This window comes from Candidatus Hydrogenedens sp., from assembly GCA_035361075.1.
Taxonomy (GTDB): Bacteria; Hydrogenedentota; Hydrogenedentia; order Hydrogenedentales; family Hydrogenedentaceae; genus Hydrogenedens.
Genome location: DAOSBX010000006.1, coordinates 83,621 through 108,492 on the forward strand (window position 1 = coordinate 83,621; position 24,872 = coordinate 108,492).

Annotated in this window: 23 protein-coding genes; 16 read left to right on the forward strand and 7 right to left on the reverse strand. The window is 34.8% G+C overall.

The features are described from left to right. The first annotated feature begins 1 nt into the window (after position 1). The 4 genes from PLJ10_03280 to PLJ10_03295 are packed head-to-tail and all read left to right on the forward strand — an operon-like array spanning position 2 to position 4,403. Positions 2-574 carry a CDP-alcohol phosphatidyltransferase family protein gene (locus PLJ10_03280; protein ID HOK08663.1) on the forward strand — a complete coding sequence of 191 codons (573 nt, stop codon included), beginning with the start codon at positions 2-4 and terminating at the stop codon, positions 572-574. Next, a complete protein-coding gene (gene der, locus PLJ10_03285; GenBank protein ID HOK08664.1) occupies positions 555-1,910 on the forward strand; it encodes a ribosome biogenesis GTPase Der in 1,356 nt (451 codons plus the stop codon). Before PLJ10_03280 ends, der begins: the two co-directional genes overlap by 20 nt. Next, the gene (plsY, locus tag PLJ10_03290) at positions 1,907-2,515 is read left to right on the forward strand and encodes a glycerol-3-phosphate 1-O-acyltransferase PlsY (GenBank protein HOK08665.1); all 609 of its coding nucleotides are present in this window, start codon (positions 1,907-1,909) and stop codon (positions 2,513-2,515) included. The genes der and plsY overlap by 4 nt, the downstream gene beginning before the upstream one ends. After that, positions 2,493-4,403 carry a DUF2723 domain-containing protein gene (locus tag PLJ10_03295; protein HOK08666.1) on the forward strand — a complete coding sequence of 637 codons (1,911 nt, stop codon included), beginning with the start codon at positions 2,493-2,495 and terminating at the stop codon, positions 4,401-4,403. Before plsY ends, PLJ10_03295 begins: the two co-directional genes overlap by 23 nt. Positions 4,404-4,477: 74 nt before the next feature. Here the strand turns inward: PLJ10_03295 and PLJ10_03300 are convergent, their stop codons facing one another. The 3 genes from PLJ10_03300 to PLJ10_03310 all read right to left on the reverse strand — a co-directional run bounded on the left by PLJ10_03300 (position 4,478) and on the right by PLJ10_03310 (position 9,044). Continuing rightward, on the reverse strand, positions 4,478-4,945 hold the full coding sequence (locus PLJ10_03300; protein HOK08667.1) for a hypothetical protein: 468 nt from the start codon (positions 4,943-4,945) through the stop codon (positions 4,478-4,480). 125 nt (positions 4,946-5,070) lie between these two features. Continuing rightward, positions 5,071-8,508 (reverse strand): MFS transporter, encoded by a 3,438-nt coding sequence (locus tag PLJ10_03305; GenBank protein ID HOK08668.1) that lies wholly within the window; start codon positions 8,506-8,508, stop codon positions 5,071-5,073. Positions 8,509-8,552: 44 nt separating this feature from the next. Then, positions 8,553-9,044: a MarR family transcriptional regulator gene (locus tag PLJ10_03310; GenBank protein ID HOK08669.1), complete on the reverse strand. Its 492-nt coding sequence runs from the start codon at positions 9,042-9,044 to the stop codon at positions 8,553-8,555. A 121-nt stretch (positions 9,045-9,165) separates the two neighbouring features. Here PLJ10_03310 and PLJ10_03315 point away from each other — a divergent pair, with 121 nt between their 5' ends. Continuing rightward, positions 9,166-10,071 (forward strand): TIGR01777 family oxidoreductase, encoded by a 906-nt coding sequence (locus tag PLJ10_03315; GenBank protein HOK08670.1) that lies wholly within the window; start codon positions 9,166-9,168, stop codon positions 10,069-10,071. Here PLJ10_03315 and PLJ10_03320 read toward each other — a convergent pair. The 4 genes from PLJ10_03320 to PLJ10_03335 form a co-directional block, all read right to left on the reverse strand. After that, the gene (locus PLJ10_03320) at positions 10,066-10,740 is read right to left on the reverse strand and encodes a hypothetical protein (protein HOK08671.1); all 675 of its coding nucleotides are present in this window, start codon (positions 10,738-10,740) and stop codon (positions 10,066-10,068) included. The genes PLJ10_03315 and PLJ10_03320 overlap by 6 nt on opposite strands. A gap of 24 nt (positions 10,741-10,764) precedes the next feature. Continuing rightward, entirely contained in the window at positions 10,765-12,681 is a 1,917-nt protein-coding gene (locus tag PLJ10_03325) for a redoxin domain-containing protein (GenBank protein HOK08672.1), read from the reverse strand. Between the two features lie 64 nt (positions 12,682-12,745). Next, positions 12,746-14,209, reverse strand: a complete 1,464-nt coding sequence (locus PLJ10_03330; GenBank protein ID HOK08673.1) for a serine/threonine-protein kinase — start codon at positions 14,207-14,209, stop codon at positions 12,746-12,748. Beyond that, complete coding sequence (locus tag PLJ10_03335; GenBank protein HOK08674.1) at positions 14,170-15,462, reverse strand: tetratricopeptide repeat protein; 1,293 nt, start codon at positions 15,460-15,462, stop codon at positions 14,170-14,172. Before PLJ10_03335 ends, PLJ10_03330 begins: the two co-directional genes overlap by 40 nt. Positions 15,463-16,180: 718 nt before the next feature. On the opposite strand from PLJ10_03335, the gene PLJ10_03340 reads away from it, so the two are divergent. From PLJ10_03340 to PLJ10_03390, 11 genes are all read left to right on the forward strand, one after another. Next, a complete protein-coding gene (locus tag PLJ10_03340) occupies positions 16,181-16,942 on the forward strand; it encodes a F0F1 ATP synthase subunit A (protein ID HOK08675.1) in 762 nt (253 codons plus the stop codon). Positions 16,943-16,967: 25 nt separating this feature from the next. Further along, positions 16,968-17,294 (forward strand): ATP synthase F0 subunit C, encoded by a 327-nt coding sequence (gene atpE / locus PLJ10_03345; GenBank protein ID HOK08676.1) that lies wholly within the window; start codon positions 16,968-16,970, stop codon positions 17,292-17,294. Between the two features lie 9 nt (positions 17,295-17,303). Next, positions 17,304-17,735, forward strand: coding sequence for an ATP synthase F0 subunit B (locus PLJ10_03350; GenBank protein ID HOK08677.1), 432 nt, complete (start codon positions 17,304-17,306; stop codon positions 17,733-17,735). Continuing rightward, on the forward strand, positions 17,705-18,490 hold the full coding sequence (locus tag PLJ10_03355; protein HOK08678.1) for a hypothetical protein: 786 nt from the start codon (positions 17,705-17,707) through the stop codon (positions 18,488-18,490). The genes PLJ10_03350 and PLJ10_03355 overlap by 31 nt, the downstream gene beginning before the upstream one ends. 9 nt (positions 18,491-18,499) lie before the next feature. Beyond that, positions 18,500-19,072 (forward strand): ATP synthase F1 subunit delta, encoded by a 573-nt coding sequence (gene atpH / locus PLJ10_03360; protein HOK08679.1) that lies wholly within the window; start codon positions 18,500-18,502, stop codon positions 19,070-19,072. Continuing rightward, the gene (gene atpA, locus PLJ10_03365) at positions 19,062-20,582 is read left to right on the forward strand and encodes a F0F1 ATP synthase subunit alpha (protein HOK08680.1); all 1,521 of its coding nucleotides are present in this window, start codon (positions 19,062-19,064) and stop codon (positions 20,580-20,582) included. Before atpH ends, atpA begins: the two co-directional genes overlap by 11 nt. 18 nt (positions 20,583-20,600) lie before the next feature. Then, positions 20,601-21,476 (forward strand): ATP synthase F1 subunit gamma, encoded by an 876-nt coding sequence (gene atpG, locus PLJ10_03370; GenBank protein ID HOK08681.1) that lies wholly within the window; start codon positions 20,601-20,603, stop codon positions 21,474-21,476. 7 nt (positions 21,477-21,483) lie between these two features. Next, positions 21,484-22,884, forward strand: a complete 1,401-nt coding sequence (atpD, locus tag PLJ10_03375) for a F0F1 ATP synthase subunit beta (GenBank protein HOK08682.1) — start codon at positions 21,484-21,486, stop codon at positions 22,882-22,884. After that, positions 22,881-23,303, forward strand: a complete 423-nt coding sequence (locus PLJ10_03380) for a F0F1 ATP synthase subunit epsilon (protein HOK08683.1) — start codon at positions 22,881-22,883, stop codon at positions 23,301-23,303. Before atpD ends, PLJ10_03380 begins: the two co-directional genes overlap by 4 nt. Further along, positions 23,296-24,426 (forward strand): class I SAM-dependent rRNA methyltransferase, encoded by a 1,131-nt coding sequence (locus PLJ10_03385; GenBank protein HOK08684.1) that lies wholly within the window; start codon positions 23,296-23,298, stop codon positions 24,424-24,426. Before PLJ10_03380 ends, PLJ10_03385 begins: the two co-directional genes overlap by 8 nt. A 255-nt stretch (positions 24,427-24,681) precedes the next feature. After that, positions 24,682-24,872: hypothetical protein (locus PLJ10_03390; GenBank protein HOK08685.1), on the forward strand; the 191-nt coding region annotated here is incomplete at its 3' end.

Here is a 24,872-nt window from a genome sequence, read left to right on the forward strand (position 1 = left end):
GGTGACGATACCAAATCTTATTACATTTTTTAGAATACTGCTAATACCTTTTTTCTTAACAGTAATAACGTTCTATACGCAAGAACGAGACTATCTACGTTACATTGGCTTTATTATTTGTGTTATCGCCATCATTACCGATTTGTCAGATGGCTATATCGCAAGAAAATTTAATCTCCGTTCTGAATTAGGTGCTCGTCTGGATCCTCTTGCAGATAAACTTGCAGTAAATTTAAGTCTTGCCTTTATTTCTGCTAATACTTCCTTTGAATATCCTATCCCATTGTGGTTCCCTCCACTTGTTTTATTCCGAGATATCGTTATTGTTTTTGGGACATACCTGATAAGTCAGAAACTAACTAATATTAAAGTAAAACCAAGATTTTGGGGCAAAATTACTTCTTTTTGTTTGTCGCTACTAATCGCTTTCGTGTTATTGCAAATAAAACAACTAATATTTTTATTTCTTATTGTAGGAACATCTCTTACTATCATTTCTTTAATAGACTATTTTTTTATAGGCATTCAGTTTGCATTAAAGTATAAACATACCCATGAAACAGCAAGCCATTAATCTACCCATTGTTGCAATTTGTGGCAAACCTAATGTAGGTAAATCTACCTTATTTAATAGACTTGCAGGTAGAATGCAAGCTATTGTTCTTGACGAATCAGGTATTACACGAGACCGATATGAAACCATTGTGTCTTACAAAGATAAGGATTTTATTTTAGTTGATACTGGTGGAATTATTGACGAATACAAAGATTCCATAACCGAAAAAGTCCAAAAACAGGTTTGGAGGGCTCTACAAAGTGCCCATATAGTACTTATGGTGACTGATGGAAGAGAAAATTTAACCTCATTAGATTATGAAGTCCGTGATACAGTTATTAAATTAAACAAACCTGTCTTGCTAATTGCTAACAAAATAGATGATGAAAAACATGCATCAAATATTGTGGAATTGTATTCATTAGGGCTGGGAGAACCGATACCAATATCCTCCATACATGGAATTGGTATTGATAAATTATTAACTGATATTTATAATTTGCTCCCTGAACAAGAAAATAACTTTACTGAAGAAAAAGAAATCGAGAATACTTCTATAAACATCGCTATAATTGGTAAGCCTAATGTTGGTAAATCCTCACTGGTAAATGCTTTGTTAGAGGATGAACGAGTGATTGTTGACGAAACCCCAGGGACAACCAGAGATGCCATTGATATACCCTTTATACGAGGTGATAAGCAATATACACTCATTGATACTGCGGGAATGCGTAGGAAAGCACATCTTCGGCATGCTGTGGAGTTTTACAGTGTGCACAGGACATTAAAGGCAATAAGAAGGTCAGATGTTGTACTTGTTCTTATTGAAGCATTAGAAGGTATAACAGACCAAGATAAGAAAATAATCGGATATGCAGTGGAACAAGGCGTGGGAATTATTATAGGTTTTAGCAAATGGGATTTGGTTCCCAACAAAAAAAAGCATTTTATTGATTTGAACGCCCAACTTCAAAGGGAGATACCTCAATGGGATTATATTCCTGCAATAACTCTATCAACAATTCAAAACCAAGAAAAGTATTTCAAAGAACTATTTAAGATAATAGATAAAGTTGAGAAGAATACATTATTTCGTATTCCGACATCAGAATTTAATCAATTCATCAATGAAATCAAAATGAAACACCCTGCACCAACCAAAGGTGGTAAAAGAGCAAAAATTTATTACGGTGCTCAAGTAAATGTCAAACCAACAAAATTTTTACTGTCGGTAAATCAAAGTCGTCTATTTCATTTTAGTTATCTTCGTTTTATTGAAAATTCTATCCGCGACAAGTATGATTTTACTGGTGTCCCTATCAAAATACAACTTAAAGAAGGTGATGAAAAATGATGTGGTATCTCAGTACTTATTGGATTTACCCTGTAGCTATTCTAATAGGATATGTATTGGGTTCTGTTCCTACAGGTTTATGGATTGGAATTGTTTTTTACAAAAAAGATATTCGTAAATTTGGTAGTGGAAATATTGGTGCTACAAACGCATTCAGAGTATTAGGCAAAATTCCTGGAATTATATCCCTTGCGATTGATGTATTAAAAGGTTTTATCCCTGTTTTATTAGCCAAATTAATATTAGTTAATTACCCTTACTTACCGTTAATGGTCGGAATATCAGCCATTTTTGGTCATCTCTTTTCGATCTTCCTATTATTCAAAGGTGGTAAGGGTGTCGCTACAGGCACTGGCGTTTATCTCGCATTGGCACCAATACCAACTCTTATTGCAGGCATTGTTTTTTTGGTCATGGCGTTTTCCACACGGATGGTCAGTGTAGGTTCGATAACATCAGCAATAGCATTGGCTATCCTCGTTTCAATTATTCATTCGAATGATGTTATATTTGTAATAATTACTCTTTCCATTGCTATTTTGGTAATCTATAAACATCGCTCCAACATACAAAGAATTATCCGTGGTGAAGAAAATAAATTTTAGATTACATCAGAACTCAAGTATTCTCATTCTTGGAATATTAGTCTTTTTAATATCATTTTTTACTTATCTTTTAACATTAGCACCTACGGTAACGGCTGAGGATAGTGGTGAACTAATCACCGCATCCTATTTTCTCGGGATTCCACATCCCCCTGGCTATCCAACATGGTGTATTCTCTCCCATCCATTTACTTACATTCCTATGAAAAACATTGCATGGCGAGTTAACTTATCATCTGCTTTCTTCGCATCTTGCACCGTATTCTTTTTGTTTCTTCTTATTTACCAAATATCAAAAAGCAAAGTAGCCAGTGTCAGCAGTTCTCTACTTTTTGCGTTTTCCTCTGAATTTTGGGAGCAATCCGTTATCACAGAGGTTTATACGTTAAATACCTTATTTCTTATTCTTTGTTTATATCTGTTATGGCACTGGAAAGAAACTCGCTTTAAAACATATCTTTACTGGTTTTCTTTTATATTCGGGATAAGTTTGGGAAACCATTACACAATGTTTGTTGTTGGTTTGTTGTTCGCCGTATTTGTTTTATATACAGGTATAAAAAATCAGGAACATTGGACTGTATTTGTCCACTGCTTATTAATAACTTTTTTATCATGGTTAGTAGTCGTTATTTATTTGCCTATTCGTTCCATTTCAAATCCTCCTATTGATTGGGGAAATCCTGAAACGTTAATAAATTTTATCCACCTAATCCTAAGAAAACATTACTCTTTTATGCTTACCCAATATCCAAGGTCTCTTGAACGATTTTTTAAACAATGCTACCTCTTTTTTGGAATGAGCACAGACCAATTTGGAATACCTTTACTTCTTGTTCCCATTTTGATTTCTTACATTTTCATAATTTTTAGGTATGCATCGTTTGGAATTCTTGTAGTTTCTATTGGCTTGTTAACGAGTTTAGCAGGAATTTTAGTTCAAAACTTCAATTTTGATTTAGAATGGCTTGAAGTTATGTCCGTTTTTGCTATTCCTTTATATGTATGCTATTGCATCGCATTTGGCTTAACAACTGGGGTATTGCTGAATTGGTTAAAATATAGTTTCAAAAAAATTGCTTATATTATAGTCGTCCTCTTCTTATTCATCCCATTAATACCTTTATACTGCAACTATGAAAAAAATGACTATTCTGATTATTGGTATGCTCATGAGTTCGGAGTTAATATTCTCAATTCCCTGAGCAATAATGCTATTTATATCCCTTATACTGACCATGCAAGTTTCCCTATCCTCTACCTACAACAAGTAGAGGGCATCCGTAAAGATATTAAGATTGGACGTATCTGTGGCTATCTAAATCCAGAATTATTCCAAAACATGGATAGAAATCAGTGGGCAAAATATGCCCCATTTCCTAAAGCAAAATATGAGCCTGAACTTATTGGTTGGTTGGTTGATAACACAGAATACCCCATTTATTTAGAAAAAAAGGTAGATATAAAATCAAGCACAAAAGGCACATGGGTTCAAGCAGGTATTATCTACCGTTTCCTTAGAGAAAACGAGTTTTCCCCTCCATCAGAAGAATATTGGAAGAAATATAAATGGGATAAAATAAAGCCAGAAAATATCAAAGATTTAGCCTCTGGGCTTATTTGGTTAAATATTCAATGGGCAAAAGCAAGGCAATACTATATAAAAAATGAAAGTGAAAAAGCAGTTATATTTATAAATGATGGTATTAAATACTATGGAGATGGTAAGGATGAAGTGATTTTTAATAATGCAGGGGTTTTATGTGCTGAATATGGAGATTTTACACATGCCAAAGAATTTTTCGAAATGGGTATCAAAATCAACCCAGACAATAAAGTTTTGATTAAAAATCTTCAGAAGGCAAAACGGAAATTGATGTTACAATAAAAAATGCCTGTCAGCCATTACTGACAGGCATAAACTTTTAATCTTAGACTAAGAATAAAGGTGTTTCAAAAATATTATAAAACTTGTAATTGGCTCTTCGAACCGACGGGAAGATTCTCAAAATCATCTTCGGCATTACCATCACCACCACCTTCAACAGTTACTTCCTCTACTAACAGTGCATTGGCTTGCTTGAATAACTTACCGATAACCTTCACTGTTTTCCCTCTCATCTGGTCACCAGAAATAACTTTATCCGCTGACTTTGTAGGTATATAAAATACAATCTTATCTTTCAAATCATCTAACGATTTGCCGTCAACATCTTTTGCTTCGGTTACTTTCAATGCATTTAACTGAGCAATGGAGTTGTTTGCTGATGCTGTTTCACCTTTGGCTAATGTCGCAACAACACCGACATTCACACCGTTTATGGTTACACCTACTGGCTGTTCAACACCCTTATTCTCATCCTGAGCCGTAACTAAAAATGGAACCGCTAAAAAGATAGCACAGAATACTAAAATACTTTTTCTAAACATAAATACACTCCTTATAGTAATTAATTGTTTAAGTTACATTATTTCCTCTTCTCTATACTACGTATTATTATACTAAAATATTTACTTTTGTTTCAAAAACTTTTACAAACTACTCTTTTCATACCTTAGTTATTGTTGTTTGAAATGCTCATAGCCATTTTCTTAACAGCACGGATATCTAATTTTCCTGTGCCAAGTATAGGTATCGAATCTACTTTATAAAATGAATTTGCTCTGGGTTTCCACAAATTAGGCAACTCCGATTTTTCCAGTAATTCTAAAAGTGTTTTGACTTGCTCCTCTTCCAATGTATGCAAAACAACCAATCGTTCTCCTTTTTGTTCATCAGGGACACCTGTAACTGCCATACTCAAGTCAGTCAATCCTAATAATTCATGCAAAACCTCCTCAACACGGGTATGCGAAATCATTTCTCCTGCAATTTTACTAAACCTTGCAAGCCTATCTGTAAGCGTTATATACCCATCCTCATCTATTTTTGCAATATCACCTGTGCGATACCATTCACCACGTAAAGCCTGTTCTGTCTTCTCTGGCAAATTCAGATAACCCAACATAATATTAGGTCCCGTAACTTCAAGCATTCCTTCCTCACCCACAGGTAAAATTTCACCTGTTTCAGGATGTGTAATCCTTACAGAAACACCTGGTAAAGGTCGACCAACAGTCCCGACTTTATTGAACTGATTAAAAAAGCCAGGAGATGCAAAGTCAGGTAAATTTGCTGAGACGAGAGGTGAACATTCTGTCGCACCATATCCTTCTAACGGCTCAATTCCAAATTTCTCATAGAATCCTTTTCGTATACGGTCGGGTAGTTTTTCTGCTCCTGCTAACGCAAGATATAACGTTTTAAATTCCTCAGGTAAACTTTTTCGTATAAAACCTTGTAAAAATGTGCTCGTTGCCAATAAAAAATGAGCCCCATACTTTTGAGCCAACCCACTAATGATTTTAGGTTCAAGAGGATTAGGATGATATACACAACGAACCCCGTTAGTTAATGGAAGCCATAAGGTAACTGTGAAGCCAAATGAATGGAAAAATGGAAGAAAACCTAAAACACAAGTATTCTTATCATGCCAGACAATTCTACGGATACATTCGGATTGGCTCATAATATTTCTTTTTGTAAGCATAATTCCCTTCGGATTCCCTTCACTACCACTTGAGAAAATAATAGTGGCTAAATCCTCTTCTTTATTCGAAGGTGCTCCCAATAATTTCTCAATAATTAAAATAGGAAGAAATATAGCAGATAATATACCCCATACTTTATCCCATGTATTTATTTTCTCCCGAACTTCTTCAAGGTAAATAGGCGTCTCTGGAACAGTTATATTGACCCTTTCTAAAAATTTCTTCGATGTTAAAACATGCTTGATACCGCAGGTTTTTGCACAAGAAGCAATAATTTCTGAACTTTGTGTGTAATTCAAGTTAACAGGTACCTTCCCCATAATTTGTAGTGCTATATTGACAAGAGCACCGCCAACTGTAGGCGGAACAAGTATTCCTACCATTTTTTCATTGCCTAATATTTGTTTTAGTTTCCTTCCCAATATTAATGTCCCCATAAACGCCTTAAAGTAATTAATATGACCTGTCATTGCATCTGCCATACAAAAATGGAATGGATTTCTTCTCACCGCACTGACAAAAGCACGATGGAGTATTGAATTGAACATATAAGGTCGTCTTTTGTAAGAGTGAGTGCTTAGCAACTGAATAGACTCACGAATTTGATAACCATCTCTTGGGTTGTTGATAGGGTCACCTATCTCTACATAGATAGGAAAGAGTAATGACTCAGGAATTATCCAATGAATCTTCCCGTCACGAATACGATAAACCAGTTCTGTAATACGATCCATGTATATCGGGATAATAGGGATCTCCAAACTTTGGGTAAGAATTCCATAATCCTTATGCCATGGCATTTCAGGACCATTTGGATGAAACCTCTTTTCCCATGGGATACATACCCAATTACCAAGGGCAAGTTGCTGTCTTATCTTAACAATTACTGCTTCTATATCCTTAGGTGTTGCATCATTTGGAAGAATAATGATATTCATAAGTTTAGAAAACCATCGCATCCAACGAACTTTTAATATGTCCTCACCAACAACGAAGTATACCTTCTTGTCAAAAACATAAAAAAGGACTAAAACATCTACAAATGAGACATGATTCGAAACTAAAAGAGCACCCCCTTTTTCAGGAAGTTTATTCCTATTTGAAACATATACACGATATAGGGTACTGTCCAAAATCCATAAGAAGGCTCGTAATATCATTTCTTTTTCTATCATTGCCATAGTTCCCAATATAAATAATGATAAAATTCCAGTTACAAGAAATATAAACCGTGGCGGACAATGTAAAATACTAAACAATAATAAAAACAACCCTGCTGATATAGTCATTCCTCCAAAGGTAACAAGATTACTGGTTGCTATCATCGTGCCACGAACCTGATTTGGACTTTGCCGTTGTAAAAGGCACGCAACTGGAACATCAAAGATTCCCGCACCAAAACCCAAGAAAAACATCAACACGGTAATTTGTATTAAACTCAAACCTGGTATAGATAAAAGAAAACACAACATAATCATCAAGATACTACCAATCGGTACTAACCCTAACTCAATTTTGCCTCGAGATAAATACCCAGCTATTACACTGCCAAGGGCTATACCTACCGCAATCAAAGCTAATAATATTCCGATTGCACTCCCACTTGAAAGTTCAGATTTCCCATATTCCACAATGTTTTGCATAATCAGTGCACCTGCAAACCAGAAATAGGCAATACCCAACATGGCAAGTAAAAGTTTCTTATCTTTGAAAAAAATCTTAAGGTATCCTAACTGTCCAGCAAACGGGTTTATCTCGATTTTTCGTTCAGGCTCAATAGGTGGTGCCTTGGTTACAAATAGAGAACTAATCAAACCCAACGTGGACAAACCCACCATAGAAAACATGGCTATATAAAGATTGTTTTTGAACAGCTCTATCATAACACCACCGACAGCGTTTCCGAGAATGATAGCGATAAAAGTCCATAAATTTAGTAAGCCGTTTCCCCATGATAAACGTGTTTCAGGAAGTATCTCTGGCAAAATACCATATTTTGCAGGGCTAAAAAATGCACTCTGCATCGCCATTAAAAACAAGGTAAACATTAATAGAAGTGGGCTCCGTAAAAATACAGAAAATGCACCCATCACCATCACACCCAATTCCCACATCTTTGTCCATACCGTAACTTTCTGCTTCGAATAACGGTCTGCAAGCGAACCAGCTAACGCAGGGAATAATAACCAAGGTAAATTAAATAAAGCAGTGCAAACAGGTGTTACAAAACGATGCCAAAAAGAATCTTGGGCTAAAAAGATAGGAACACTTAAAATGATAATCAATTTGTAAACATTATCACTAAACGCCCCCTGAAACTGTGTCGCAAGAAGAGCAAAGAAACCTAATTTATTAAAATGTTCTTCTTCATATACTTTTGTTGTTTTTACACCTGTATTCATATATAGCAACAACCTTCGTGAATTCTTGTTTTAATTGATGAAAATCAATCTGTTTCTTTTATGGAGTACTGGATGTTTTTTAATTGTTGACGGATTGTTTCCATGTATTTGATAATTTCTGAACATTGCTTGTCTGTAAAACATGATAATAAACGATGAATATTTTTTCGGTATATCGGCTCCATTTTTTTAATCAGTGCCAATCCTTCTGGTGTCAATTCAACATGTCTAATTCGACGATTACCCTTTACCGAATTCCGTATAACAAGTCCTTTTATCTCTAATTTGTCCAATATGGATGTTATACTGGCACGGGTAACAACCAATCTCCTACCCAGCTCAGACTGTGTCCATTTTTTCTTCTTATATTTCAAGGCGAATAGCACATTAAATTGGGCTTCTGTAATCCCATACTTTCTAAAAAATGCTTCACCTTTTACAGACAAAACAGACACAGTTCTCACAATGTTAAGTAGCGTTTCATGTCTTAAATCTTGAATAGGTTGCTCTAACTCTAATTCTTTATTAATTGACATTGAAAAATAATCCCTTATTTATGTAAGATTTTTTTATGGAGGCTTGAATATCTAAGTATTTAATTGTAAAATAATTAACTGTTAGATGTCAATCATTCTAAACACCATATAGGAATACATCATGCAACTTGTTATTTCAGGTGCCTCTGGTTTTGTCGGTAGCCGTTTATATTCATATCTTTCAGAACAAGGACATATATGCTACACATTAGTTCGACATCAACCCAAAAATGCTTCTGAAATATTCTGGGACCCATATAATAAAATCATTGATATAAATACCATAAAACACGCAGATGTCTTTATTCATCTATCTGGCGCTAATATAGCGGATTCTTTCTGGACACAAAAAAGAAAAAAAATTTTATTTGACAGTAGAGTAAAAACAACAGAATTTCTCGCTCAATCTATCGTACAACTCAACGACATTAATAAGAAATTTTTCGTTGCATCTGCGATAGGCTATTATGGGGCAAATCCACTTCCAAACACGGATGAAACAGGTGTCAAAGGAGTTGGATTTTTATCTGATTTGTGTGAAGCATGGGAAAAAGCAGGACAATCAACAATTAATTCTCACATTAAAACTGTATTTATGAGATTTGGTGTTGTTATGGGTGGCTCGGGTGGATTTTTGCAAAAAATGGCTAAAATTTATAAATGGGGATTAGGCGGAATTCTCGGAAACGAAGATGCCTATATCAGCTGGATAGCAATTGAGGATTTATGCTCTGCAATACACTTCCTTCTGTTAAAAGAAAATATAGATGGGGTATTTAATTTCGTTTCTCCTCATCCCCTAACACAAAAAGAATTAGCAACTTATTTATCAAAGACATTAAGACGTCCATCTTTTTTAAGAGTACCCTCATTTATTTTAGAATGGCTTTTAAGAGATATGGGACGTGAGTTATTTCTTGCTAACCAAAATATATACCCAGCACGTCTTATAAAAGAAGGATTCCAGTTTTCATATTCGCATCTTCATGAATACATCGAATATCTGTATAAAGAACAGATGTTATAGAAGTGAAATGGCTAAAAAGGAAATCCCTGCCAAGAATAAGATTAAAAGAAGGAACAAACCCCAAACAAGTACGCCACCAACAGGAAAAACTTCGTGAAATCTCCTGACCTGAACTATTGTCTTTGGTAGGCTTAAAATATCTTTTATGCCAAACTTTTCCTTATCACCAACAGCAATCCAGAACTTTCCTTCTCGGGGTTCAGGCAAATAAGCCACAAGATAATAACTATCTGTCTTCGGAAGAACATATTCTTTTATCGGAAATATCCATGAATCTGTCCCTGTAAATTCTTCATGAAATACCTCTGGTTTTATCCCCTGAGTTGAGTATATCTCGCCTCCAAATCCCTGAGGTATAGAAAATGGTAAAGAAACTGTTGGCATTCTATTCCCAATAATTGCAACTGCTGGAAAATAGACAGGTTTTGAATTATCTAATTTTGGGGAACCTAATTGGATTTTTATTTTTTCATTTTCCTTTCCTGAAAACTTTAGCCAGATTTCAAGGTTCCCCTCTTTGGCTGTGTGATAAGCCACTTGCGAGATGTTTATGTCCTTAATTATGTATGGATTATCAGGACCAGATGGACCTCCGTCTATAACAATAGGTTTGTGAGCATAAGTATTGATACTAACCAATAATAAAAAGAGAACTATCCATCGCTTCATTTATTAAACCTTTCATTTTTTATATCAAAACAACGTACCTTTAACTTTCATTCCTTTCTCTACTTTTGCATCCTGTTTTGTTAATGTAATAGTACCTGTTGAGTATTCATCTTCCACATCTTGAATTTCAACTTTGCCAATCGGTATTTGTCGGTATCCTACTTTTTTACCATTAATTTCAACAGGGTCACCTTGTTGGAGTAATATCAGGCTACACCCCTCTTTAATTCCATGTAATTTCCCTAAGTTAACCGTTACTGAGTTATCACTTACTGAAATAACAGTTCCTCTAACATTTTTGTTTGCTTCCTTAAAGCAATTCTCCATCTCTTCTATGATTTTTTGAATAGTTGCTAAAATATCATTTTCATTTAGAGTGCTCGAACATTGCCCAATGATTTCTGTAGTTTCCGTATCCACCAATCGGACATATACCATCGGAGATTTTCCTAAGGAAGCAAATTCGATAAAGGCTAAATATTTTGCGGATAGAACTTTCCCAAGTTGTCGTTGTGTCTCTGCGGAAGCAAGGTTCGAACTTCCTATTTGTAGTTCTTGGAGTAATTTATCAATCATATCTCGTTCGACCACCTGAACAGGTGATAGTTTACTTCTGACCAACTTTTCCAGTTCCCTCTGAAAGGCACTATCTATTCCCGCCCTTTCAAACATTATAGCATTCGATAAATTATTACCCCTCAAAAAAGCAACTACAGGCGGTTTAGTATCCCATGTATCTCCTGTTATTGCTCCACTCTCTTTAAGTTCTTTAAATTGCTTTGTTAATTGTGTTATCTGCTCCTGTATGACCTTCTGCCTCTCAACATCATTACTTTTCTGAATTTGCTCTGTTATCTGTTGTAATAATAACTGAGTTATCTGGTCATTACCTCTTTTAGATGCTTCTGTGAGAACCTCTTTGGCTTTATCGAGTTCACCTTTCTTCTCATGTATTACAGCCTTATTGCTCAATGCAACCACATTAAGCGGGTCAAGGGATACTGCTTGTTCAAAATTTTGTAAAGCCTTCGTATCATCACCTAACTCCTGTGAAATACGTCCTTGAGCATTCAAATTTTCTGCTTTCATCCAATCGTATTTTGTTTTATCCGTACTACTTTCTAAGATTGCTTTTGCTTCCTCTGTTTTACCTAATTTTGCTAAAGCCATACCTTTAATGGTTTGTGCATAACCGTCTGTCGGTGCCTGGTCTGCATATTCAATCGCTTTCTGATAATCCCCTTTCAAATATGCTACTTTTGCAAGTCCAGCGGGTACATTTATCGCCCCGAATTCCTTTTCCGCTTCTTCTATTTTGCCTTGTTCAGAAAGAATATAACCTTTTAATTCTTGTAAATCTTTTGATTCATTCACACTTGGTTCTGCTGGAATATTAGTCTTCATAACCAAACTTGCAGTATCAAAATCCTTTTTTCTGTAGAAAAATTCTGTTGCTTCTTTTAGTAAACTTAATTGGTGCCCACCTCCACGAATAACACGTTCTATTACCATGCCAGGAGGAGCAACAAATAAAATCATTGGCAGAACATCTATCTTTTCGAGCCAAGAGGTATCAGATATTTTCTTGTCTGGAATAATTTTATACTTTAGGTCTAACCTTTCAGCAAACTGTTTTAACTCCTCTTCCGAATCTCTAAATCCGATTCCTAAAATTTCAATCTTCTTACCACCAAATTGAAGGTCTAAAACAGAAAGTTTGGTAGCCATTTCCTCTCCCGTTTTTGTAGAGAAAAGGAAAATAATGAGCACAGGTTCGCTATTCTGATATAACGAAAGGTCTACCGTGCCTCCATTTATATCTTGTGCAGTAAATACAGGAAACTTGTCATTTTTTACAAATGTATCCCCGTATGTTTGCTGTACATAAATAGACAAGAATACGAACAACACGATTGTTAAAATATTCATTCTCTTTTTCATAACTTTTCTCCTATATAAACAAACCATTACTTTAATTTTACCATGTTTTTATAATTTTTGCTCTTTAATTTTTTCGAGGTGGTAATAAAATATGTTTTGCCACAGTTTCACCTGCTTCTTTTGGCTTTAGGGACGGGGGTAATTCACCCGTTATCACATCCTCACCATTTCGGATTATCCATGATATAGAATTGGGTTCTCCTTTTAATTGAATTACATCACCTGCTTGATATTTTTTATTTTGATATATAATCTCAGAAGATTGATTTCGTATTTCTACCTCAACCTGTCCATCAAAAGGTGTAATAAAATCAGAGATTCTCTTCAAATCAAGATAATTTTGGTAATCTTCGTAAGCCTCTTTTGTACTTGCCTGCCATATATTAAAAATAACTTTTCCAAAATAAGCAATATTCTGTTGTGCAGTTGGTTGTGTTACAACTCCCTGCTTATTACCTTCTTTATTTGCAAAAAACACTCCCAAAAGAACAATAATTGCAAAAACAACAACAATTCCTATCACAATCGGAAGCACCTTTTTTTTGCTTGTACCAATTATTATTTTTTCTTTATCTTCGTGTTCGGACAATTCTTTTACACTTATCACTGTCGGTGCTTCTGTATCTGAACTTTCAGTAGGTTTTTTGGGTTTGCTTTTTTCTACACATTCATTTAATGCTTTAGCAAATGCCTCCATATCAGGGTAACGGTCATTTGGGTTTTTGCTCATGGCTTTTAGAAGAACATCATCCAACGCTTTTGGAATAGAAACATTTAAATCTGAAGGTGGCAAAGGCTGTATTTTTAGTACTTTGTGCATAATTACACCAAACTCTTCCCCTGTAAAAGGTTTTTCCCCAGTAATAAGTTCATAAAGGACAACAGCCAAAGAGAATTGGTCAGACCTCCCGTCAATTTCTCCTGCTGTAAATTGTTCGGGACTCATATAATGTAGAGTTCCTATTAATGTTCCATCTTTAGTTAACGTAGACTCAGGTAATTTTGCTATTCCAAAATCTGTAAGTTTAATTTTCCCATCTTTAGTCATAAGAATATTAGACGGTTTAATATCTCTGTGAACAATTCCATGCTGATGGGTAACATATAAAGCACTGCATGTTGCGTTTGCTATTTTTAACACCTCTTCTAATGGCCATTTCTTTTTCTTACCCAACAATGTTTTAAGGTCGTCTCCCTCAATATATTCCATAACAATATAGGCAAGACCTTCTTCATCACCCATATCATAGATAGTCACCACATTAGGATGCTGTATCTTACCAGCCATAACCGCTTCACGGGTAAATCGGATAAATATCTCATCTGCAACGCTTGAACTAACAGACAAATCTTTTCTGGCAGTTTTAATAGCCACTTTCCTCTCAATTAACGGGTCATACGCTTCATATACCACCCCCATTGCTCCCCTCCCTATCTCTTTTATTATTTCATATTTCGCTATCTTTTTGGGAACTTTCGAATCTTCGATTATTGTTTCGTCTTTTGGTTTCTCATCTCGTTTATCCATCGTTGAACTTTCTCCTTACCAGTAGTTTCATTGGTATAGTCCAAATACTTCGTAAAATAATGAATGGCTTCTTCTTCGTTCTCTTTTTCAAGTTGAATTAATGCAAGATTGTAATATGCTAATGCATATTGAGAATCTAATGTTATCGCCTTATTAAAATATTCTTCTGCTTTGTCTAACTGATTCATTCTTCGTAATGTTTCTCCTAAATCATTATACACCTGAGGGCAATTACTGCATAAACTAACAAGGCTTTCAAATGTTTCTTTTGCTTCTTCTAACCGATTCATTTTTAATAATAATCGTCCTAAATTCCTTTTCGACTCTATTGACTGGTTATCGAGTGTTATTGCTCGTTTATATGCTTTTTCTGCCATTTGATAATCACTTAAATACTCAGAAACAACTCCCAGATTAAACCATGCCTCAAAAAATTCTGGAAATAATTGTGCCGATTTTTTGTAGTATTCATATTTCTTTTTCATATCATCGCTATTAACGCCCTTATTATAGAACTCAATCGCTAAAAGAACCGTTCGGTCTATATTCGGTAAAGGTATAATTTCTGTTTCCAACATATTTAATTTATCCGTTTGACTCTTTGGTATTATTTTTTCATAAATTGGAGTCGTCTCTAAATATTTTCGTATCTCTTCAGAAGAAATTGCCAATGAGAAAACAGTCCCTTCTAATTTACCTATTATCATCCCAATAAAATCACCCTTATGGTTAAACACAGGTGCTCCACTTGCACCTGGGTCAGCATACATGGTTAATTGAAATACTTTATTCCCTTTGTATAACCGATTTGGATTTGAAACTGTCCCTGTAATAACTGAAAAAGCCAGATTATCTGGCGATGCCAAAGTAAATACACTTGTCCCTGCATTTACATTAACATCAGCATTAATGTCTACCCATGAAGAAAAATTGCGATTCGCCTTAAGGATGGATACATCTTTCTCCTTCGAATAGTAAAGTAGAGTCAAGGAGAAAATCTGACCATCAATAAGTTTACCTTGAATCTCTTTCGCATTTTTAACCTGATGTGCTGATGCAATAACGTAACCATCGGCTGAAATCACAAAACCACTGGCTTGTATCACATCATCATTGGTATCTGTACAATTGATAAGAAGTACTGAACCTTGTTTTTGCCGAACAACATCCTCAAGGTTTTCAGATAACAATAACCTTGCTGGAAACAGTATAATAAGAAAAATATATATTAGTTTAAACTTCGAATTACTCATGAATCGACACATCGTTACCTTTATTTGTGGTTATATATTAGTTTATATAACATTTTATCATGAAATCCGTAAAAATGGTTTACAATTATGGTACTAAATAATGAAAGTTGATAAAAATTTTCTGAACACATTAAGTACAGTATCCAATTTAGGGTTTTCATTAACTATCTTTATATTATTAGGTTTCTTTATCGGAAACAAATTAGATAATTATTTCCAAACTAATGGTATTCTTCTTGCAGTTTGCGTTTTAACATCTATAATTTTAGGTTTTGTTAGCTTTTTTATCACAATTTTTAAGAAACTAAAATGATTGAGCAAAAATTTCAAATAACTTATTTTATAACATCCCTGCTGGTTATTCTCTTTCTTTTTATTCTCCTTTATCCTTTCTTCGGAAAAAACACATTAATTTTTGTTACAACGGGCATCTTCAATGTTAGTCTAACTATGATTTCATGGAAAAGTCTCTATCATTGCTTGAAGAATAACTATGTTGCACCAGTGATATTTTTAGGTGTTATCAAAAAATTAGTTTTAATCGTTTTTGTTTTATACCTCTTCACTACTATGGAACATAAAATCTCAAACATTTTTTTGTTAAGTTCTGGTTTAATTATTGCACCCATTGTAGTTAGAGTATTATCATATTTTTCAGTATAAAACAAGGAACCATATCTGAACAACCGCATAGAAAAAAGTATAAATAGGATTAGGCATGGAAGAAATTGGAAAAAGGTGGGTTTTGTACTACATTCCAGGTACGGATATTCCGATACCCTTAGGGGGACTCCATGTCTATACCGTCATCACCTCATTTTTTGTTTTATTTCTTTTACTAATCATTAGTTATTGGTTTTCGCACCGATTCCAATTTATTCCAACAAAAACACAATCCCTCCTTGAAATCATAATATTATGGTTTAAGTCTTTAATTGAACCAATTATTGAAAACTCCAATATAGACATTCTTTATGAGATATTACCTTTTGTATCATCTTTATTTTTATTTATATTTTTTGGCATCCTCTTATCACTTATACCTCTTCCCTATCTCGAAGAGCCTACAAGTGACCTAAATTGCACAATAGCCCTTGCACTAACCTCCTTATTTTACAGTTGGATAACCGCATTACGATTTAGAGGCTTCCACGGCATAATAAAGGAGTTTCAAGGACCTTTATACAGTGAAGGGATAGAAGGTCAAGACAAAACATTAATTCAAAAACTCTCAGTTCTATTCTTCTTCCCTTTCAAAATCATAGAAGAAATTTCTAAAATTATCTCCTTATCATGTCGTCTTTTTGGTAATACTCTTGGTTCTGGAATTGTTAGTATTGTTATTTCGACCTTAACCTTTTATATGTTTGTTCCAATTTTAATTGATGTTCTGTTAACAGGTTTTGAAGCGTTTATTCAGGCTTTTGTATTTGCATCACTGAGTACAGTATATATCTCTTCATATTTTGCTGAACATTAAATCTATAACTATAAAGGAGTGTTTTATGGACACAAATTCATGGCTCAACGTACTTCACTTTATAACAGCACAAACTGCTTCTACTACTGGAAATAGCAGTTCACTTATCAGCGGAGAAGATTATAAAATCATCTTTGCATGCATTTCCGCCGCAATAACTATGGGTTTGGTAGGTGTAGCAGCAGCATTATCAGAAGGGTATGCAGCCGCAAAGGCATGTGAAGGAATAGCACGCAATCCAGAATCTTCAGGACCTGTTACTCGAACTATGATTATCGGACAAGCAGTAACAGAATCTGTTGCTATTTATGCACTTGTGATTGCCATTATCATTCTTTTCCTAATGGTTTAATTACTATATATGATTACCATCAATTTCACAATAATTATTGAATTATTACTATTTGTTATATTCTTTATTGTGTTAAGAAAACTCATTTGGTCACCTCTTTTAAACACCATCAAACATAGAGAAGAGTTCTTTGAAAAAAAGAAAAGGGAAGTAGAAACATATAAGAGCAAAGCCAACCAATTAAGAATCGATTACCAGAAACAAATTGAAATGATTCAAAAAAATTATGAAACTGAAATTGATACTATTGTGCGTAATGCATATAACCAACAAAGAAAAATCATAGAACAAGAGCAAACACGTGCCCGAGAATTACTAAATCAATACCACAATGAATTAGAAAAATACTTTTATATAAATAGAAATTCTATCGAACCATACGCAACAGAATTAGCAGAAAAGATACAGCAATGCTTAGCCAGTCAAAAGAAACTTTTTTAAAGAAACATAAAAGATTTTTCGTAATAATTTCTGTTCTATATATTACAGGTGCTTGTGTCGGGATTTATTTATTTCACTCACCCAATTTATCAAAAGAATATTTATCCAAATACTCAGAAGAGCATTTTAAGTATAGAGAAATTATCAAGGATACGGATTACTTTAAATTCAGACAAAGACCCCACCTTTACATAGGCACACCTGAAAAACAAAACCTGTTCAATTATGCTATACATTATGAGAATAAACCTGACTATCAATCTGAAATTAGAAGAATTAATTATTATTTACTCTGGTTTAAATCTCTTAATACAATCACCATAATATCAATATTCATCCGTTTAGGGTGGTCTCCCCTATTAAGATATATCGATAAATATCAGAGAAACATTTTAAATCAACGAAACGACTTGGAAAAAATGCTTCAATCCTCTACCTCCGAACTAAAAGAAGCAGAGGAAATTTATCGAACATTGGAAAACTATAAAAAAGAAAAAGAACAACAAAAAGAAAACATTATAAAAACGAAACTTCAAGAAATCGAAAGACAAAATCAATTGGCAAAAGAACAAATTGAGTTTCTATTAGAAACTAAGAAGAAAGAAGAGATTTTGAACTATGTAAATAATATTAAACGGTTACTAATTGAAGAATCCATTAGAAAAATAGAAATGGAATTATCAGAAACAGAAACATCCGAACGCCTTGCTCAAACAATAAGCAAGTTCAATTTCTTAATTAACATGCTGTCGTAGGTATAAAACATGAATTATACAACAAGAAATAAATTAGCCACCCGATATGCAGAAGCGTTAAAGTCTCTAATACATGATGAGCAAGAACTATTAAAGGTTAACGAGGCATATCAAACTCTTTCTGCAGTTATGAGAAAAGAACCTCGCTTTATGTCTTTTTTAAAGAACCCTTCTATACCTTATGAAAATAAAATACTATTACTAAATAAAATCTTAGAGACTGTTAATCCCCCTGATTACTTTATAAAATTAGGGGAATATTTAATCAAACGACAACGAGTAGATTTAATCCCATATATAGCCGATGTTTTCTTAGATAAAATTGACCCATGGTTAAACCGTATTGAGGTGGAAGTTATAACAGCAACACGTATAACCCCCGAATCTGAAAAATCGTTGATTAAAACACTTGAACATTTTACAGGTAAGACAGTCCGATTAGTAAAACAGATAAACCCACGAATATTAGGCGGAATTATCGTCCGCTTCTACGGTTTTTCTTTTGATTTCAGTTATAAAACACAATTAGAAAAATTAAAAGAAGAAATTATGAAAAAGGAAATAGATGTCCATGTCATATAACCCACGTATTGATGAAATAACAAATCTGATAAAACAACAAATTAGTTCATATTCAGGAAGTATCGAAGTCTCAGAAACGGGAACTGTTATCCAAAGTGGTGATGGTATTGCACGAATTTTCGGATTAGAAGATGCCTTTATGGGAGAACTTATTGATTTACCCCATAATGTCAAAGGAATGGTTTTTAATTTAGAAGAAGACCACATAGGAGCAATATTATTAGGTGATTATGAAACAATAAAGGAAGGTGATTTAGCCAAACGCACATGGCGAGTCGCTTCCGTTCCCGTAGGTGAATCCTTAATAGGTCGTGTTGTAAATGCATTAGGTGAGCCTGTCGATGCAGGTGGTCCTATCCAGGCGGTGGAACATTACCCTGTAGAACGAATTTCGCCAGGCATCATTGAACGCACACCTGTAAATATTCCATTGCTTACAGGTATTAAAGCCATTGATTCGATGGTACCAATCGGGAGAGGGCAAAGGGAACTCATCATCGGCGACAGACAAACAGGTAAAACCTCTTTGGCAATTGATACAATCATCAACCAAAGCGATAAAAATGTAATCTGTATTTATGTCGCTATTGGTCAAAAACGTTCCACTGTTGCCCAAATTGTCAATGACCTCACCAATTTTGGGGCTATGAAATATACTATCATCGTATCAGCCACCGCTTCGGAACCAGCACCGATGCAATACCTCGCACCCTTTGCTGGATGTGCTATGGGGGAATATTTCCGAGATAAAGGAGAACACGTATTAATCATATATGATGACCTATCAAAACATGCATCCGCATACCGCCAAATCTCCTTACTTCTAAGACGTCCACCAGGAAGAGAAGCTTACCCTGGTGATATTTTTTATCTACACAGCCGATTATTAGAAAGGTCTGCATGTCTACATCCATCAAAAGGAGGAGGCACCCTTACAGCCTTACCTATCGTTGAAACACAAGAAGGAGACGTCTCCTCTTATATCCCTACAAATGTTATATCCATCACAGATGGACAAATCTATTTAGATTCTCCCCTATTTTATTCAGGTATACGCCCTGCAATAAATCCTGGAATTAGTGTCTCAAGAGTTGGTGGTTCCGCTCAAACCCCTATTATGAAAAAAATCGCTGGAACCCTACGTATCTTAATGGCACAATATCGAGAATTAGAAGTTTTTAGTCAATTCGGAAGCGAGTTAGACGAATCGTCAAAAGCTCAATTAGAAAGAGGTAAAAGACTGACTAAAATATTAACTCAAGACCGATTTAAACCCTGCGGATTATCAGAACAAATCATTATCATCTTCGCAGGAATTTATGGATTCACTGATAAAATTCCCCTAAACGACCTAACACGCTTTGAAACTGAACTCACTGCATATATTAAAAATAGTCATCCTGACCTCTATGTCTATTTAGGCTCTAACTCAAAGTGGGATGATACGAAACATAAGGAGCTTGAAGATACAATCCAACTATTCTTAGAAAAACACTGGCATGACAAATAGATACAATAGGATAAAACAATGAGTAGCATTCAGGAAATACGCTCAAGAATAAAAACCATTAAAAATACACAAAAAATAACAAAAGCAATTAAAATGATCGCCACAGTAAGACTTAAAAAAGCACAAAATAACCTACTGATTAGTCGAGTTCTCCCTTCAAAACTCGAAATGGTATGGAACATTTTAAATCAATTACCAGAGTTTAGTCCGACTCATCCACTATTAATTCAAAAAACACCTGCCAATAAAATAGGACTACTCGTTATAACCAGTGACCATGGACTCTGTGGCGGTTTCAATACCCGCATTATTCAAAAAACAAAAGAAGTACTAAATACCACTTTTAAAAATAACACCGTACAAATAATCTCAATAGGAAACAAAGGAAAGGAAGCCCTTAAATATCAAAAAATTCCTATTCATCATTCTTTTGAGAATTTCTTTGAGACGTACTCGTTAGATAAGGTATCTTCATTAGTTCATACCTTATCTCAACACATTCTATCAAATGAACTTGATTGTATATTCGTGATTTATACAAAACTTGGACTCTCATATAACACAATAGTTGAGTTAGAAAGAATATTGCCATTACCTATAGAGCAAATTAGCAAGAAAGATACAAAAACAACAAAAAATGTTTGGATTTTTGAGCCCAACATAGAAGATATTATTCAGAAAGTTTGTGAGATGTTCCTCTTATCAGAATTACATCGTATTTTTCAGGAATCATTAGCATGTGAACAGTTAGCCCGTATGCAAGCCATGGAACTTGCTACAAAAAATGCTGATGAAACATTACAAAATTTGACGTTAGTTTTTAACAAAACACGACAAGAACTTATAACAAAAGAAATGTTAGAAGTAATTAGTGGTGTTGAATCGTTGGAGTAATCAAACCATGAACAAAGGACAGATTGTTAAAATTAGTGGACCCGTCATCGATGTTCGTTTTAATGAGGGCGACTTACCCGCAATATATACCGCATTAGAGGTTAAAGTTGAAGAAGGAAAAAGAATTATTTTAGAGGTTATGCAACACCTCGGGGATAATATAGTTCGTACCATTGCTATGGATAGCACAGATGGTCTCTCTCGGGGTATAGAAGTATCAAACTTAAATATACCCATAAGTGTTCCTGTTGGTAAAGAGGTGCTTGGTAGAATACTAAATGTCATAGGTGAATCTGTCGATGGAAAAGGTGAAATCAATACGAAAGAACTATGGTCTATTCATAAAAAAGCCCCTGAGTTTAGAGATATAAATCCAAAAATGGAAATTTTTGAAACGGGGATTAAGGTTATCGACCTATTAGCACCATTTCCAAAAGGAGGTAAAATTGGCTTATTTGGCGGAGCTGGCGTGGGCAAAACAGTATTAATTATGGAATTAATCCGCAATGTTGCTATAAATCACGGTGGTGTCTCTGTATTTGCTGGGGTTGGTGAACGAACACGGGAAGGAAATGATTTATGGCTGGAAATGCAACGTTCTGGTGTATTAGATAAAACAGCCTTAATTTTTGGTCAAATGACAGAACCACCAGGGGCAAGGGCACGTGTAGCATTAACTGCCCTGACAATTGCAGAGTATTTCCGCGATGTAGACCAACAAGATGTCTTATTATTTATTGATAACATTTTTAGGTTTACACAAGCAGGTTCAGAGGTCTCCGCTCTATTAGGCAGAATGCCCAGCACCGTAGGCTATCAACCGACATTAGCCACAGAAATGGGCGAACTTCAAGAACGAATTGTCTCAACAAATCGGGGTTCAATTACGTCTGTTCAGGCTGTTTACGTCCCTGCTGACGATTTAACTGACCCAGCACCTGCAAATACATTTACCCATTTAGATGCAACTATTGTCCTTTCCAGAAAAATTGTAGAGACAGGAATCTACCCAGCAATAGACCCATTAGATTCTACAAGTAAATTATTAGACCCTCGATATATTACAGAAACACACTACCGTATTGCCAGAGAGGTTCAACGCATCTTACAGCGATATAAAGATTTAGAGGATATTATTGCTATCTTAGGGATGGAGGAACTGTCCGACGAGGATAAACAAATCGTGAACCGTGCACGGAGAATACAACGTTTCTTCTCTCAACCCAACTTTGTTGCTGAAGAGTTTACAGGAATTCCTGGCAAATATGTAAAAGTAGAAGAAACAATAGAAAGCTTTAGCGAATTATTATCAGGGAAATATGACCACTATCCCGAATCTGCCTTTTTATATTGTGGAACTATCGAAGATGTGAAAGAAAAAGCAAAACAATTAGGGGCAGAGACATGAGTAAAAGAAATCTCACCTTTGAACTATGCTCGATTAATACTCAACCTATAAATATTGAATCCGTATCAATATCATTACCTACTCAAAATGGGATAATCACCATTCTACCAGGACATACTCCATTAATTACCTCACTTGAAATGGGGATTGTTTCAGTTCAAATTGCCGACGATAAAAAACGTTTTTTTGGAGTTATGGGAGGAATTGCACAAGTCTCTCAAAATGGAGTCTCTATCTATACCAACGCTTATGAGGAAGGTATCACTTTACCAGAGACAGACAAAGGATTTACTCAATGGACAAAGGAAATTGCGTACACAAAGAAACATGAAGAAGAACAAATAAAATTTTACCTACTCAAAACAATAAAAAAATGGAAAACAACACATCAACTCAGTGAAAAGACTATTCATGAGTAGTACAGTCCCATCAATTAACATAAAACAAAATGAAGAAAAACGAATCTTAAGAGGGCATTATTGGATTTTCAAAAACGAAATATCAAAACCATACACACTTCAAGATGGAGATATCATTGATATTTTAACATCCAATGGCAGGTTTCTATGTCGGAGTTTTTACCAATCTACGGGCAACATTTTTGCACGTGTGCTCAGTTTCCACCAGGAAGATATTAACACTACCTTCTTCAAAAAAAGATTAAAAATAGCCTTAGATTTACGTCAACAACTTTTTCGCAATTCATCCGTTTTCCGATGGATACATGCAGAAAGCGATGGACTACCAGGCTTAATTATAGACCGATACGACTCTGTAATCGTTATTGACTCAAATTGCCATTTCTATAAACAACACGGGCAGGAACTTATAACAGCCCTAAAAAGCTTCGATGGAGTTAAACATATTTACTTCAGAACAGCAGAAGAACTATCAACAGATTTACCAGACAAGATTATTTGTGAAATTAACAACTTAAAAACAGTTATCCCTATTAAAACAGGACAAAAAACAGGTCTCTTTCTTGACCAAAGATTTAATTACCTCTACTCACAAAAATATTTTCATAATGCTAACATCCTCGACTGTTTTTGTTATGTCGGACTTTGGTCAAACCATGCGGTACAAGCAGGGGCATCTTTCGTAACAGGTATCGACTCCTCAAGTGAAGCAATCCGATTAGCACAAAGGAACGCAGAATTAAACACCTACTCCTCAAAAATAAAATTTATAGAAACAGATGTCGAAAAGGCATTGATAGACAAGAAAGAATACGACGTTGTAATATTAGACCCACCTGCTTATGTAAAAAGAAAAGAAGATACAAAAAAAGCCTTCGCTAAATATCAAAAAATAAACACATTAGCAATACAATGCCTTAAAAAAGAAGGCATCTTAATTACATGTTCCTGTTCCCACTTTATTTCACAACAAGACTTCAAAGAAATTATAAAAAGGTCGGTAAGAAACACCTCACGGAAAGCAAAATTACTCGAATTTCATGGGGCTTCACCTGACCATCCCGAAATCCTATTAATGCCCGAACTATCATACCTAAAATGTGCCATCTTACAAATACTATAAAAAAACTCTATCCAAATATATCCTGCTATTGAGTTGAGACAGATAGTAAACAACGATATGCTATGGTGATGACAGAAATACCAGCTATATCCATAAAACCAATATAACAAATATACCTTCCCCAGAAAACAAACACTTCTCCCTGTGTCTTTTACTTCGCAATTACACAAGTAAAAGAACATTTAACCACAGAGTTTTCTCAATTCCTTCCTCCGTGTCCTCTGTGGTTTATTTCTTTTCTAAAGGTATAATGTAGTGGGAGCATCCCTGCTCCCCAAAAAAAATAACCATCAACATCCAATCTATCAATTCGTGAGCAAGTCTGTCCCCGCTATATTATGTAATAATTTCCCACAGGCAAAAATATCTGTGCTACTTTATAATTCCTGGACAGTAGCCGTCTTCACCATCAGGGCAGGGATGATAACCACTCATGTTAAAGAATT

What these genes read in the sequence shown, in the direction of transcription:
- der (HOK08664.1), top strand. Translation starts at nt 555, where the DNA reads ATGAAACAGCAAGCCATTAATCTACCCATTGTTGCAATTTGTGGCAAA.
- plsY (HOK08665.1), top strand. Translation starts at nt 1,907, where the DNA reads ATGATGTGGTATCTCAGTACTTATTGGATTTACCCTGTAGCTATTCTA.
- PLJ10_03300 (HOK08667.1), bottom strand. Translation starts at nt 4,945, where the DNA reads ATGTTTAGAAAAAGTATTTTAGTATTCTGTGCTATCTTTTTAGCGGTT.
- PLJ10_03305 (HOK08668.1), bottom strand. Translation starts at nt 8,508, where the DNA reads ATGAATACAGGTGTAAAAACAACAAAAGTATATGAAGAAGAACATTTT.
- PLJ10_03310 (HOK08669.1), bottom strand. Translation starts at nt 9,044, where the DNA reads ATGTCAATTAATAAAGAATTAGAGTTAGAGCAACCTATTCAAGATTTA.
- PLJ10_03315 (HOK08670.1), top strand. Translation starts at nt 9,166, where the DNA reads ATGCAACTTGTTATTTCAGGTGCCTCTGGTTTTGTCGGTAGCCGTTTA.
- PLJ10_03320 (HOK08671.1), bottom strand. Translation starts at nt 10,740, where the DNA reads ATGAAGCGATGGATAGTTCTCTTTTTATTATTGGTTAGTATCAATACT.
- PLJ10_03325 (HOK08672.1), bottom strand. Translation starts at nt 12,681, where the DNA reads ATGAAAAAGAGAATGAATATTTTAACAATCGTGTTGTTCGTATTCTTG.
- PLJ10_03330 (HOK08673.1), bottom strand. Translation starts at nt 14,209, where the DNA reads ATGGATAAACGAGATGAGAAACCAAAAGACGAAACAATAATCGAAGAT.
- PLJ10_03335 (HOK08674.1), bottom strand. Translation starts at nt 15,462, where the DNA reads ATGAGTAATTCGAAGTTTAAACTAATATATATTTTTCTTATTATACTG.
- PLJ10_03340 (HOK08675.1), top strand. Translation starts at nt 16,181, where the DNA reads ATGGAAGAAATTGGAAAAAGGTGGGTTTTGTACTACATTCCAGGTACG.
- atpE (HOK08676.1), top strand. Translation starts at nt 16,968, where the DNA reads ATGGACACAAATTCATGGCTCAACGTACTTCACTTTATAACAGCACAA.
- PLJ10_03350 (HOK08677.1), top strand. Translation starts at nt 17,304, where the DNA reads ATGATTACCATCAATTTCACAATAATTATTGAATTATTACTATTTGTT.
- PLJ10_03355 (HOK08678.1), top strand. Translation starts at nt 17,705, where the DNA reads ATGCTTAGCCAGTCAAAAGAAACTTTTTTAAAGAAACATAAAAGATTT.
- atpH (HOK08679.1), top strand. Translation starts at nt 18,500, where the DNA reads ATGAATTATACAACAAGAAATAAATTAGCCACCCGATATGCAGAAGCG.
- atpA (HOK08680.1), top strand. Translation starts at nt 19,062, where the DNA reads ATGTCATATAACCCACGTATTGATGAAATAACAAATCTGATAAAACAA.
- atpG (HOK08681.1), top strand. Translation starts at nt 20,601, where the DNA reads ATGAGTAGCATTCAGGAAATACGCTCAAGAATAAAAACCATTAAAAAT.
- atpD (HOK08682.1), top strand. Translation starts at nt 21,484, where the DNA reads ATGAACAAAGGACAGATTGTTAAAATTAGTGGACCCGTCATCGATGTT.
- PLJ10_03380 (HOK08683.1), top strand. Translation starts at nt 22,881, where the DNA reads ATGAGTAAAAGAAATCTCACCTTTGAACTATGCTCGATTAATACTCAA.
- PLJ10_03385 (HOK08684.1), top strand. Translation starts at nt 23,296, where the DNA reads ATGAGTAGTACAGTCCCATCAATTAACATAAAACAAAATGAAGAAAAA.